Consider the following 12,698-nt stretch of genomic DNA (forward strand, 5'->3'; position numbering starts at 1 on the left):
GGGCGCGGCGGAACGCGCATGTAAACACCGCGCCGTAGGCGCTGCCCGCAGATTAGCGCGCCGCCATGCCCTCTATCGCTTCACCCGCTTGAGGATCAGCAATACGTTGCTTGATCCTTCTTCGGATTTGAATTGCATCGGCCGCTCATCCACGTCCGGAGAATTGGGGGCGCACAGCTTCAGGGTGTCCCCCTCCAATTCATAGATCGCCCCGTTCAGCGACCCTTGGTATTCCCCATTCTGCGTCGTCATGTCGATCGCTTTCGGCTTTTCGCGCGGATAGAGCGTGAACTGGAACTTGCGCGGTTCCGCTTCATCCGGACTTTCCTGCACGGTCATCATTGCACCGTTGAACACCACTTGGCCGCGGCGCGTTGGGTCTTGGGCGACCTGAGCGCCATTGTTCACCACCTCGACGATATCCCAAGTGCCTTGGAGCTTCTCCAGGTCACTCTTGACCGCCTTGGCCTTGGCCGCCAGAACCCCGCCGCTCATGACGAGCAACCCCAAGCAAACCAGCGCCACCAGCCGTCGCAACATATCAATCCCTTGCAAAAAACCTATCGATTGCACGCCCAGTGCATGCTTCCCGTTGTTCGTAGGACCCCGGGCCTCACCCAGGCAATGGCCTATGAATCGCACCCGGTTTCCGGGGCGCCGTTGAGTTTAAATCAAATCGGCGTATTCCTGACTGGCCGTCGCGAGCCAAGGGCAGGGGCGCTGATGTCCGGCCGATCAACACGTAACGGCCCACGGGGAGTGGCTTTGCCGTGGTGGGCGCGCCTTATTGGCTTTCGGCGTTTGTCGTTCCTGATGGCCTGCGTGAATCGGGGCGCGCGCCGTTGCGACGCGCGCTTCCGGTTCAACCCAACTGGCGCTCAAAAGCCTCCAGCACCACCTGGGCCATGGCATCCAGTTGCTTCGCCCGCTCGCGCGCTTGCGCCGCGCCCTTGCGCCGGCTGGCAGGCGTGGTCTGCGCGACCTGGCCACAGACCAGTCGGATCAGCGTTAAGCGATCCACCATCCATTTCAGCTCCAGCGGTGACGGTCCGCGGATCAGTACGCCGAGCAGCGTTTCGCGCGCCTGCGCCAAGAGCGACCTCTCCTCGTCGCTGAGCTCGCCGCTGCCGCTCAGGTAAAGACCGATACCCAGCGACGCCGAGTTGGTGTGGTCCCAGAATCCCAGGCATGGGCGCGTCGGGTCGAGAAAGCGCGCGCGCAGGCGCGTCGCGCTTTCCACGCTTTTTTTCAGCAGGTCGGCCACTTGCCGGTCGCTCGCGTCGTCATGATTGGGTAGCAGATGGGCCAGTCCTTCCAGCAACAGCACGCTGGAGGTGGCATAGGCGCGATCTTCCTCGCTGTCCCGCGCCGCCTCGCAGTCCAGGTAGGCGTTACGGCCATCGATCAGCGTGGCCTGGAATCCATCAGACGCGGCCCCCAGCCGCAACGCGCGCTGGAGCAGGATGTCGCCACGCAGGCTGGCGCGCGCGCCGACCGCCGGCGTGGTACGCATTGCCGTCTGGTCCGGGGAAGCCAGCTCGGTGTTGCGCAGGGCCAGCCGCTCCAGGTCATCGAGCTTGTCGAGCAATTGCAAGGCGAGCATCTCACCGTCGGGGCCTTGCGACACCGCGTCGATCAGCCCGAGCAGATCCTCCAGCCGCAGCTGGGAATAGCCGTCCTGGCTTAGCGCGCGCAGCAGGCATTGCGCCGCGAGCTGCGGTTGCCCGAGGTCGTAGTAGGCCGCGCCCAATGCAGCCTGGATTGCGCTGTTGTCCTGCCATTGCTGCGCCGTGGCCCGCTGTTGCAGGTCGTTCAGTTGCGCCAGCAGCAGGCCGGTATCCTGGTCGCCGGCGCTGCTGGCAACCTGTGCCACGCGCGCTGCCAGTTCACGCGGCGAGATGAAGTCGGTGCCGTGCTGGGCGTTGTCGTAATCGTGCGCATGCCCGTGCCGGCTCGCCAGTTGGAAGTCGCCGTCGCCGTAGCATTGGTAGGCGCCCCAGGTGTTGTTCTGCTGGCTGAATTCGTCATAGACGCGCTGCCGCGCCGCGAGCACGGCCTGGCCGAAGCGCTCGCCCGACAGCATGCTGTCGTAGAAACTGCTGGCAAATGCCAATGCGGCGGCGTCATCCACCGCCCAACCGGCCGCGACCACGGCGCGCGCGCCCATCCCCATGAAGGCGGATGCGAGGCTGGCCGCCAGGATGGGGAAATCGCTTGCTGCGCCCTCGCGGGCGCCGTCCAGGCCGGAATAGCAGCAGTTGATGAACACCAGATCGGGCACGATGGACATCTGCTTCACATAGGCGGCGCCGAGCAGGCGGCCGTGGCTGAGCACCATGCCGGTCTGCTTCAGCGGCAGCCGGGTGCCGAGCACTTCCACGCTGTCGGCCTCGACATCGACCACGCCGTGCCCGGCCAGGTGCAGGATGCGGTAGTCGCCAGCCAGCAACTGGGTGCGGATGGCGCTGGCCTCGGCGCCGAGCAGCGCCTTGATCTCCCACTCGGCCTGCGCCAGCCGCCGTTGCACTTCCTCGGCTTCGCGCCGTGCTCCGTCCAGCGGTTTCAGTCCGGCCAGCGCGGGCAACGCCGCCTTGAGGGAAGGGTCACCGACAACCAGCGCGGCATTGCGCAGCGGCGCCTTGGGCAGCGCGCGGTAGTCGGCGGTTTCGCGTTGGCGCAGCATGCACGCCTGGATGGCCAGCGGCCGATCGGGTTCGCGGTGCTCACCGGGGGGGACCAGCAACTCCCACGGCAGGCGCGACGTCGCCTCGTCCAGCACCAGCACGGTGTCCTCGAACTGGGCCAGCGTGTCCTTCAGCTCGTAAGGCAGCAGCAGTTCGAACAGCGCGCGGCCGATCTCGGGGTTGAGGCTTTCCTGCGCATCGCCGGCGATCTCGGCCATGTCCTTGACCGATACGTCCACGCGGGTGCTTTCGGCACGTGCCCGGGTTCCCATCAGCGAATACGACAGTCCTCCCAATTCGTTGCGCACCACGCGCAGCCGCTGCCACCAGCTGGCCGTTTCCTCGTAGCGAATGCGTGCCGTGCCGCCGACTCGCGTCTCGAACGGCGGATCGGCCAAGTAAAAGCGCTGGCGCCACTCGGGGCGCGCCAGCAGCGTGTGCAGCTCGTGCGCGGCGTTGAGCGCGCGATCTTCCCAGATTTCGATGATCTCCAGCTCCGGCAATTGCACCTTGCCGGAGAGCACGGGGTCGCGCGCGATGATCTGCGCGGCGCGCCACACGCCGTTGAGTAGCCCCAACAGGCTTTCACGGCTGGAGAGCGCCTGGGCATTGGTGCCGATCAGCAGGCTGGACAGCGCCACTTGCGCGCCCTGGCCGCGTTCCAGCTGATCCAGCACCAGTCGCAGCACACCGCGGGTGATGGATTCAGCCAGCGCGCCCGCGTTGAGGGCGCCTACGGGGCCCAGGCCGACCACCAGGATGCCCGGGTGGCGCGCCGCGGGGCCGGCGCTGTCGGGGTGGACCACCGTGCTGGTGCGCAGCGGGCCGGGATACAGGCTCAGCTGTTGCAGCATGCTCAATTGGCCGTTCAGCTTGCGATCGAGGTACTTCTCGGCGGAATAAAGGCCATCGCTCTCGTAGTGGCCGACCATCAGCGGGTGGCGGGCGTAGTCCAGGCTGCCGTGCACCACGCCAACGCGGATCGGCATTGGCTGGCGCGACGCGGTGCTGCCGTCCGGTTGCGGTGGCGACGCGCCAAGCGCGGCGGCCGATAGCATCGCTTCGTCAGGCAGGCTGGCCCACTCCAGTTGCACCGCACCGCTGTCCTGTGGTGCTGTCGCCGTACCGCGCGCTGCCGGCTGCGGTGTCTGGGTCAGTCGGGTGCAGCGCGTGGCCCCGGCCAGCAGGTTGAAGTAGTCGGCGAAGGCCGCCTGGTCATCGGGCAGATCGCCATGGGCGCGGCTGGAATACCAGGTGCGTTGCGGCGGGGTGACGATGCCCGCCTTCCAGGTCACCCGATGGTCGCCTTTGCTGCACTTCTGGAAATGAAAGCCTGCGGGATCGGCGCGCGGCAGCGCATGGCCCGGTATGCCCGGCAACTCCTTGGCCAGTTCAATGCCGTCGGGTGTATCCGGCGCTAGACCGGCCACGTAGACCACCGCTTCTTCGCCGGCAATGAATTCGCGCGTTGCGGCCAGATGGTTGCGCACCTGGGCCGCCTGTTGCAGCACCGCGGCGGCGGGGCGCACCGCCGGGCCGTTCGGGTCGGTTTTCGCCAGCTCCTCCCAGGTGGCGGGGACAGTCAAATCGCCAGGCCAATCGCTGTCTGCCTTGGCCGGCAACATCTGCATGAAGCCGGTGAAGTGCGCCGTGATCGCCGCGTATTCCGCCGCCGAGTGGCGTATGTCCAGCCCCGCCAGCTTGTTGACGAAGGGGTCGCGCCCGGTGACCACCTGCGCCGGCGCGTAGGAACCACCGTTGGGTACGCCCAGCATCAGCAGGCGCCCACCCAGCGACTTCAGCCGGCGCCATTCGGTCGAACCTTGGGCGTCGGTGCTGCCCAGCGGGTGGATCATCAACCGTGAAACCAGTCCGCCCATCGAGTGCGCCAGCAGGTGGACCGGCTGCGTGCTGGGCTGGCGCTCTGCCCAATCGAGCACGCCGGCAAGGAAGGTGCGCAGCGCTTCGCCTGAAGTTTGCAGCGGTCGGCGCCAGTCGAAAGGGAAGGGGATCACGTAAAAGCGCGATGCGGCCTGGGCAAGCAGCCGCTCGTAGCTGTAGGGTAGCAGGCCGGTTGCGGCCACCCCGTCCTGCTCGCTGGGAATGAGGCGCTCGATATCGCCATTGAGCAGGCCCATCGAGACCCATACCCGTTCCTGGCCGATGCTCAGTTCGCTGCCCATGATGCCGGGCAGCACCAGCAGGATGGGCAGCCGCTGCGCATTGGCGCCGGCATACAGCCCACGCAGCTGCTCGTGCGGATCGAGCCGCGCGTATTGCGGCGTGCCAAGCGCCTGCAGCACGCCACGCGCGCGCGCTTCGTCCTGGGTCAGCGCCTGGAAGTCGGCGTCGTTGCCGGTCAGCGCGGACAGCAGCGCCCTTGCGGTCTGCGCGTTGCCGAAGTAGGAAAAGTGCGACACGTTGGCGCCGTGCACGAACAGGCTCTTGGCGCGACTCTGCAACCGCGCCAGGCCGCCGAACATCGAGCGGCTTTGCACCACGTAATCGTGGTCGTGCAAGGCGTAGAACACATCGGCCAGCAGCGTCTTCAGGCCGGCCAAACCGCCACCGGCCTCGCAGTCGCCGGCGATCACCCGCAGCTCGCTGTCCACTTCCAGCTGATAGAGGTTGAGCGCGCGGGTCAATGCCGAACCCGGGATCATCGCCTGCAGGCCGGGCAGCACGTTGGCATCGGCGCGCTGGGCGACCAGGCTCTTGGCCAGGGCGCCGAGCGCCTGGTACAGCGTATTGGCCACGCCGCCGACCGCCAATCCCACCACCTGGTGCAGTAACGACAGGAACAGATCGGTGCGGCGATCGGCCAAGAGGGTGCCGCGGGCCGGGCAGGCGACGCGCACGAACCGCTCCACCTGCAATCGCCGAGTCGCCAGCAGATCGAAGAAGGAGTCCACCGCGTCCAGATCGGGATGACCCTGGAACGCGCGCAGGAATGCGCTGCGGGCCTTGGCCTGGTCGGTGCTATGCGCCAGGCTGAGCAACTCGCCGACCAGGCCGCCGCGCGAGTGCGAGACCAGGTGCAGCCGCGTACCGGTCGGAACCATCTTCAGAAAGGCGATGGCGTTTTCCAGCGGGCTCTCGGTCAGCGAACGGTGTTCCAGACCCAGCACGGCCTCGTAGTGCGTCGCCAGCCGGTTGAAATCGTCGCGGTGCTCGTCCCACAGCTTGGCGAAGCTGCCCTCGGTGGACGAGGCGGTGCCATGCAGGAATAGCAGCACCGGGCGCTCGCCCTTGAGCTCCTTCGGCCAGGATTGCTGCGCTTTGTCCTTGGGCGGCAGCGACAACAGGCCGACGCCGCGGCTGAGCGTGTGATCCTCGAAGCCGCGGCACAGCACCAGTCCGGCGCGGCGGGTCACGGCGTCGGACTTGGCGCCGCCGGTCCAGCGGTCGAGCTGACGGCTGAGCCAGCCGCCAGTGTCATAGATCTTGTCCAGCGTGGACGGCTCGTCGAGCTTGGAAATGATATAGCCGTTGACGGTGGCGCCGCCGCCATCGCCGCGCTGGTTGGCCGCCTTCAGCGCCGCCGGCAGCCGCACCTTGGCGCCTTCGCCGGCGCCACGCGATGCCGATTCCACCGGGTGCTGGGCCAGGAATTCCTGCGGGTTGGTGTACCACACCGAGCCATCGACGAAATACACCGCCAGCAGATTCTTGCTCTGCAGCTCCTGTGCATCGAAATCGAACTGGCCCTGCGCCGCTTCACCTCGGGTCGGCGGGCGCGGCGCGGCCATGACGGCCGTATCTGCCATCAGCTTTTCAAACGCAGCTTTGCCGTCTTTGCTCGCTTCCATGCTGTTTACTCCATGCAGAAGCCGATGATGGAGGAATATTAGGTTGCATTTTCAGACATGCGACGGAAAGTTCTGCGTCCGGATTGGGGCGAGAAGTACCGCGCTACGTGTAGGTGTTGCTTCTAGCCCGGACACCTACGAAAGCCTCTCACGCAGAATCGTCTCCTAGAAACTCCAGGCAGGGGGAGGGCAGAGGTAGTACGCGACCATCCACCCGTAAAGGTGGTGATCAGTAGCCCGTGGCGCGAAAAGTATCCGTAGTTTTACCTGGGAATTTTCCCAGTTTTGCGAGCGACATATTCCTGCTTAAGGCTTTTTCGGTCGTCTTCATTCAACGATGAAAAATCAACTGCCTTAGCTTTGTTGTCCCACCATTTTCCTTGGACCGCATTGCCGGCTTTCGCTTCGGAAAACTTCGCGGAAAATTTATCTTTGGCCTGGCGGGAGGCATCGAGTTTGGCAGTGGAAAAACCGTGGTCGGTGAGCATATTCTTCACGAACGCATGCTTTTCACGTTTATATCCTGTCGGGTCTAGGCTTTTGTCTATCGTTGAATGCCCCCCTTTTTTGAATTCTTGCTTTGCAAGCGCCCTTGGACCCGCGTAGTTTTCAACGTCGTGCCTAGCGAGCTTCGCCGCGACATAATTTTCCCGAACCTCCTTAATCTGTTTCCGATTGGAGGCCGTATCAAGCCCAGAAAGAAAGCCTTGACTGGAGTCCCATTTTTTTCCAAGCGTCTTGGGATCCACTCCTGCTTTGAAGTCGCTGAACTTCTTGTCAAAGCGGCGTTTAGCCGCATCCCGAGCTTCGATATGGGCTTTGTACACGCTACCTGACATGCCTTGATGGTGTGCATAGACGTGTTTTGCGTCGGCTCCGCCTTTGCGGACTTCATCCTCAAGCGCGGCTGCCCCCATCAGCGGTTCTTTTTTCCCTTTCCTTTGCTTGAGGACATCCCAGCCCGCATCGGCGACTGCCTTCTTAAGTTCTCCTTTACCTAGCTGAGGGAAGGATGCAAGCAGATTCTGGCCAAAACCTGCTTCACTGGTAGTGCCGCTGTTTTGCATTCGCCACTTGGAGGCGAGCGTCATAGCCCGCATGCCAGAGCCCGTTTTCCCGATGCCGATGCTGCGTTTTCCGGTGATCTCTTCGACATACGAGCCCATGGTGAGGCCACCAAGAAATTCAGCTTGGTTGTCGTTATCAAACCGAGTTTTTTCATCCGACGCTTTGGGCTTGTATGTGGGTGCATCGAGCGCCAGGAACTTCATTGCTCGGCTCTCGATCGTAGCGGTTTTGAGGTCCATGTCGAGCGGAACCGCCTTCCCCACGATATCTCGACTAATAACCGGCCCAGGTTTGGGCCTTCCTGTCTTGGTGGTGGTCTCTGGGCCACGCGTTTCATCAACCCCGAAGTATGAGGTGGCACCCATGGGGTTCATCAAGCCTTGTGTCCACGGCTTATTTCCATATCTGGGTAGAACGGAGTAAGTCCCGTATATATCAACTTCCTTATGTAAGGCATGGGCCATGTCAGGCCCGACTGCAAAAGGGATCTTCAATTGAGCACTTACACTGCTAACGGTCGTGACAACGCCGTTCGCGAGGTGTTTGATATTCGACGTGAACGGATCGCCTCGTAGGGTAGGGGCGGGCCGTTGTGGATTGGCGTCAAAGACATCTTCGGGCTCAGCCAGCTTTCTCTTTTTTGTGGGGGGCGCATCCATTCTTCTTACTCCTTTCGACCGAAATGTGACCGTGCCTCGATGGGCTCGCAGCGTGCTCTGGTGTACGACGACGTCGATATCTGGGCCGTCTCTGGTATAGCACGCGTATGCACCGCGTCCACCGTGCACTTCGCCGCGGCCAGCGAGCGTGATCGACGCTTGGGCTGCGTGGTTGTCCGTAACCAGTCAAATTAATAAGAAAATTATGTCATTCTTATCAAGAGCCGTTAACACAACCGAACAATCCGTTTGGCAGATACAACACGCCAACGCCTGGGTAGGCTCTATATTCATTTTCAAAATGAAATGGCTGAAAACAAGCCATGCAACATCACCGAAGAAGGTGTTGGCACGATCCAATATCGAAAGGAAATGACGATGCGTATGCGTTTGTTGGTTTTATCCACCCTGGCGCTTGGGCTCATGCAACAGGTATCGGCTCACAACATGACGGAAAACTGGGAAGCCGCGATCAGTGGGGCAGTGCTTGGAAAAACGTTTGCAAGCCTGTCTGGCGGAAATTTTGCGCTAGGTTATTACACGGTCCCCGCTGTTGCAGAACCCAATACGCCCGTGGCTGGGCACGGGCAGCAGCATTACTATACTTGGACAAATCTGACGAGCTTCAGATTTGACTATGGCTCGCCCAACGTATATTACGCCTTCAGCGTCAGCGAGGATTTTGGCAAGCTGACGTCGCCTCGCAACGAATCGCAGAAATTTACTTTTGAAAATATAGCCGGAATACAAAATGCCACGATAATCAGGGCGTGGGCCGTCGGGACGCACGTTTATGCCGTTCCCGAGCCGGAAACATACGCCCTGATGGGGGTAGGGCTGCTTGCCTTGATGGCGAAAACACGGCGCAGGAAAAAATCGCAGGCAACAGCAATCGCCGCTTAAGCAAAAGCCGACGCAAGTCGGCTTCATTCATGCACCTGCTCGAACAGGAAAGCCCGGAACCAGCTTCGATCGGCGGGTCTTGCCCTCGACGCGGCAGTCCCTGACCACCACGCCGTTATCGAAGGTTTTCGACATCAGAATCGAGGCAACGGCGCGCTTGATGTCGGCGGTTTCATCGATCACCACACGGCGTGTTACCAGCACCGCCACCGATCGCCGGCTTGCCGCTGGAGTACGCCGCGCGCACCATGCCCGGGCCGCCAGTGGCCAGAATCAGGTTTACATCCGAATGGCGCATCAGGTGGTTGGAGAGCTCGACCAAAGGTGTATCGATCCCATGCACCGTTTGATTCTATAAAACGTCCGGCGCCGTGCCGGCACGGTGGCGCGTACGATATGGCGAGCGCCGGAGCCAGCGCTGCCCTTGGTGCTCGCAGTTTTGCTTGCTGTTGGCTCGACCCATCGCCAGCGGCGAGCAGCCCTCTGTCTTCAGTTGGGCAGGATGCGAAGCGAAAGCGAGGAAGCGATGAAATTTGAGGTCAAGAAGGTCAGTAACTATCTCAATCAGGCGGGTGCCGCGCTCGGTGGAATTTCAGACGAGGCTTTAGCGCGAAAGCTGGGGCTGCAGGACGACGCGCTTGCCGCATTCCGATCTGGGGCGGTGCAAATCACCGACTACCACGCGGCCAAGTTGGCATTGATCATCGGGATCAATCCCATCGAGATCATCGCGTCGCGGGAAATCGTCGCCGAAAAAGACGAATCCAAGCGAAATTTCTGGATCGAGCTTTGGCTGTCCGAGGCGGGAGTCGTGTAGATTTCTGATCACAAAGACCCTTGCGATGGCGGGCAACAGCCTTACGGCGGCTTGGCTAGCAGCAGCGGTCAAGCCAGCACGCCAAAAATTGACAGCTCGGAATAATGGTTGTGCATTAGGTGTGCCAGAAGCGCGACGGCTAGTATGGTCGGCCATGCGGTCGATTTCGCATCAAGCCACGCCGATTGATATGGGTGACGATCTGTGCCGCACCATCGTGGCAAACGGCATCTACCTGCCACATCTCGCGCCGCCACAGGAGCAACCTGCGCAAATGCACCAGTAGCAGCCGGCCGAGCAAGCGAGGGCATCCGTATGAAACGCGCCATCATCCTCGCCCTGATCCTCATTGGGTTGCGCCTTTGAGAGAACGCCAGGGAGCGGTATCTTGAGTTCATCGCATGGGCTGAATGCCCGATACGCTCCCCGAGGTCGACCGCTTGTAGGTAGGTGTTTGTCACACGGTCGCTAAGCCGTTGGTGGGGCCCGTTCTAGAGGGTGCTTTCGCAATGTTATGCGCCCTTTTGTTGCAGGCTGCGCCTCATGTCAGTAACACCGTTCCTGAAAGCCTTTATGTCTATCACGGCCAGTGGCGAATAGGGCTGCCAGATCGGAATGCATTCCACCAAGTGGATCAAGCGCGGATCGTTGATCATTTCGATGGTTTCAGGCCGGAACAACAATGCATGAAACGCTTCCTGAGGGTGGGTCAACAATTTTATTTCCAGCTCGTACGGTATTTTGCGATCGGCGTAGATCAGCCCAAACAGCTGTCCGAGCAGATACATCGAATTCTCCATGGTGTGCTCTTTCGCTATTGCGACCCATTCTGAACGTCAAGATGAATTGTTAAGTTCATATATCTACCTGAAAGGGCTTTCAGTGCATCGCCATAATTTCACGACCAACGGTGCATCAATATGCACATTTGATAAGCACATAAGATGACTCGATGACTGAGCAAACGCTAGCTTTACGGGCTGAATGAATCGGTCGGGTGCCAGCCCGATTCGGCCGCGTAGCGCCCGAAAGATGCAAGCTAGGGCAGGGTGCACGCGTCTGAGGTCACCACCTCCCCCACCTGCTAACCAACAGCACCCATGAGACCAACCCATGTTCTGGCGCTTGGTTGAAGCATTCCCGGAGCACGTTGTTTTGGCGCAAGTGTCGTTCTCGCAGCTCGTCTCGGCTAAGGGCGGCAACCGCAGCCAGTACAAATCCCGTTGCCGCATCGTTCCATCCAGCAGCTCGGCCTGTTGTTCGGTCAAGCGTCGACGATCTGCCGAGGTGCCACGGCTGGCTTCCTCCCAGGGGCGCAGATTCGGTCCTCGACAAAGCGCCAGGTCAGTCCACGGTCCGAATGGCACACGGCCGAGCGCCCAGAACAACAGCAACTGATACGCCATCCATGGCGCTGGCTCACGGCCAGCGCGCCACGCCTCAGCGGTCGTGATGCCGACGCCACAGATGTCGGGCGCGTTTCATCGGGGCTGGATGGCTCGGCAACTGGGCTTAAGTCAGGGGAGGGCAACGCTGAATTGACTGTGGTTGTGTTTTCACAACAATTCGCTTAAGGCAAGTAATGTGAAAATAATTTAGTGTTAGCATCCCCTCCGCTAACTGATGTTGGCCTTACGCCGGAAGTTGGCCGCATAGCACTGCGGCTAGCTCGGCACTTATAGCGTACTTATTCTTGGAGAAGTCGATGAAAAAGTTCTTCGCACTGGCTGCACTGGCCCTGGGTATTTCTGCGGCAGCTCAAGCTGAGGTTGTAGCAATTCCGGTTAGCTACCAATCCCCGCAGCCTGATGGCCCCGCTGTCTGCGCCGCTAAGGGCTTGCAGTTCTTCGGCTTCCGTCAAGGTAATGCTTCTTACTATTACCTTCTTTGCCGTTCGTAAGCAGTGGAATGGCCTAGCCGTTGAAGTGCGTTTTCAGCAAACAGCCCGGCATAAATCCGGGCTGTTTGTTTACAGACTATTCGCTTAACTTGGGTGCATTACGAAAATGAATTGGCCAGCATGGGCCCCAGCGCGCCTCGAGCCCTCATTGCTGCTTGTAGAAATCGCGCTGCCGCATTGTTCCATCCAGTAGCTCGGCTTGCTGCTCGGTCAGGCGTCGATCGATCCGGTAATGGTCGATGAGTTCCAGCTCGATCTTTCTGGGCGCCACGGCTGGCGTCGGCTGTGGTGATTCTCTGCAATTTCCGACGCGCTGAGCGAGCACAGCGCATGCATCGGATCGGCTGGATCGGCGTTGAACTCCGTTCGTGGGAATCTACGTTCCATTTTTCACCCCTTTAAAAGCAAACACCCGCAAGAAGCGGGTGTAGGTTTGGTGCAACAAAGTATCTGTTATAGGCAACCGTTCGTCGGGACCAAAGGAGACCAAAACAGAACCTTGAGGGATGACAGTTTTCTGCGGATTCTCGTCGATGTAACTTAACATAAATTGCGTTAGAACCAAATCGCGCCACTTTGTGCGATTATCGGCGACGTTTCTTTCGTAGAGCTGTGCCAGGTGCAAGCAAAAAGCCTCGACCGGTCGTCGGGGCTTTTTCATGGGCGGGGAGGGGGCAAAAAAGGGCAAAAGTCTCGTGTGCGAGACAATGTGGGGGTATTACTGAATACCCCCACATGCCTATTATTTAAGCGGTTGCACGAACCACAAAAGGCAGAGGCCTCAATGTAAGGAAGTGGGGCTCGCTATGGGGCTAACTGTTGCATCCCGGACGATAATCTTAGCCCTCGTAGTTGGCG

11 protein-coding genes are annotated in these 12,698 nt (G+C 60.8%); 3 read left to right on the top strand and 8 right to left on the bottom strand.

What is annotated here, in order from left to right; genetic code table 11:
• Positions 1-72: 72 nt before the first annotated feature.
• The 3 genes from NLI84_RS09000 to NLI84_RS09010 all read right to left on the bottom strand — a co-directional run bounded on the left by NLI84_RS09000 (position 73) and on the right by NLI84_RS09010 (position 8,220).
• Entirely contained in the window at positions 73-573 is a 501-nt protein-coding gene (locus tag NLI84_RS09000) for a TIGR03067 domain-containing protein (protein ID WP_255989725.1), read from the bottom strand.
• A 289-nt stretch (positions 574-862) separates the two neighbouring features.
• Positions 863-6,493, bottom strand: a complete 5,631-nt coding sequence (locus tag NLI84_RS09005) for a DUF7379 domain-containing protein (protein WP_255989726.1) — start codon at positions 6,491-6,493, stop codon at positions 863-865.
• A 263-nt stretch (positions 6,494-6,756) separates the two neighbouring features.
• Positions 6,757-8,220: a hypothetical protein gene (locus tag NLI84_RS09010; RefSeq protein WP_255989728.1), complete on the bottom strand. Its 1,464-nt coding sequence runs from the start codon at positions 8,218-8,220 to the stop codon at positions 6,757-6,759.
• Between the two features lie 249 nt (positions 8,221-8,469).
• Here NLI84_RS09010 and NLI84_RS09015 point away from each other — a divergent pair, with 249 nt between their 5' ends.
• The gene (locus NLI84_RS09015; protein ID WP_255989730.1) at positions 8,470-9,123 is read left to right on the top strand and encodes a PEP-CTERM sorting domain-containing protein; all 654 of its coding nucleotides are present in this window, start codon (positions 8,470-8,472) and stop codon (positions 9,121-9,123) included.
• Positions 9,124-9,150: 27 nt separating this feature from the next.
• Here NLI84_RS09015 and NLI84_RS19295 read toward each other — a convergent pair whose 3' ends face one another.
• Complete coding sequence (locus tag NLI84_RS19295; RefSeq protein ID WP_255989731.1) at positions 9,151-9,306, bottom strand: hypothetical protein; 156 nt, start codon at positions 9,304-9,306, stop codon at positions 9,151-9,153.
• Positions 9,296-9,466, bottom strand: a complete 171-nt coding sequence (locus NLI84_RS09025) for a hypothetical protein (RefSeq protein WP_255989733.1) — start codon at positions 9,464-9,466, stop codon at positions 9,296-9,298. Before NLI84_RS09025 ends, NLI84_RS19295 begins: the two co-directional genes overlap by 11 nt.
• An 81-nt stretch (positions 9,467-9,547) precedes the next feature.
• Between NLI84_RS09025 and NLI84_RS09030 the strand changes: the two genes are divergently transcribed.
• Positions 9,548-9,940 carry a hypothetical protein gene (locus tag NLI84_RS09030; RefSeq protein ID WP_255989735.1) on the top strand — a complete coding sequence of 131 codons (393 nt, stop codon included), beginning with the start codon at positions 9,548-9,550 and terminating at the stop codon, positions 9,938-9,940.
• 512 nt (positions 9,941-10,452) lie between these two features.
• On the opposite strand, the gene NLI84_RS09035 is transcribed toward NLI84_RS09030, so the two are convergent.
• On the bottom strand, positions 10,453-10,728 hold the full coding sequence (locus tag NLI84_RS09035) for a hypothetical protein (RefSeq protein WP_255989736.1): 276 nt from the start codon (positions 10,726-10,728) through the stop codon (positions 10,453-10,455).
• Between the two features lie 917 nt (positions 10,729-11,645).
• On the opposite strand from NLI84_RS09035, the gene NLI84_RS09040 reads away from it, so the two are divergent.
• Positions 11,646-11,840 carry a hypothetical protein gene (locus tag NLI84_RS09040; RefSeq protein WP_255989737.1) on the top strand — a complete coding sequence of 65 codons (195 nt, stop codon included), beginning with the start codon at positions 11,646-11,648 and terminating at the stop codon, positions 11,838-11,840.
• A gap of 145 nt (positions 11,841-11,985) precedes the next feature.
• Here NLI84_RS09040 and NLI84_RS09045 read toward each other — a convergent pair whose 3' ends face one another.
• Positions 11,986-12,111 carry a hypothetical protein gene (locus tag NLI84_RS09045; protein WP_255989740.1) on the bottom strand — a complete coding sequence of 42 codons (126 nt, stop codon included), beginning with the start codon at positions 12,109-12,111 and terminating at the stop codon, positions 11,986-11,988.
• Between the two features lie 105 nt (positions 12,112-12,216).
• Positions 12,217-12,501: a hypothetical protein gene (locus NLI84_RS09050; RefSeq protein WP_255989742.1), complete on the bottom strand. Its 285-nt coding sequence runs from the start codon at positions 12,499-12,501 to the stop codon at positions 12,217-12,219.
• Positions 12,502-12,698: the final 197 nt, after the last annotated feature.

Source organism: Chitinolyticbacter albus (assembly GCF_024437655.1).
In the GTDB taxonomy this organism is placed as follows: domain Bacteria; phylum Pseudomonadota; class Gammaproteobacteria; order Burkholderiales; family Chitinibacteraceae; genus Chitinolyticbacter; species Chitinolyticbacter albus.

What these genes read in the sequence shown, in the direction of transcription:
- NLI84_RS09035 (WP_255989736.1), bottom strand. Translation starts at nt 10,728, where the DNA reads ATGTATCTGCTCGGACAGCTGTTTGGGCTGATCTACGCCGATCGCAAA.
- NLI84_RS09050 (WP_255989742.1), bottom strand. Translation starts at nt 12,501, where the DNA reads ATGAAAAAGCCCCGACGACCGGTCGAGGCTTTTTGCTTGCACCTGGCA.
- NLI84_RS09040 (WP_255989737.1), top strand. Translation starts at nt 11,646, where the DNA reads ATGAAAAAGTTCTTCGCACTGGCTGCACTGGCCCTGGGTATTTCTGCG.
- NLI84_RS09005 (WP_255989726.1), bottom strand. Translation starts at nt 6,493, where the DNA reads ATGGAAGCGAGCAAAGACGGCAAAGCTGCGTTTGAAAAGCTGATGGCA.
- NLI84_RS09010 (WP_255989728.1), bottom strand. Translation starts at nt 8,220, where the DNA reads ATGGATGCGCCCCCCACAAAAAAGAGAAAGCTGGCTGAGCCCGAAGAT.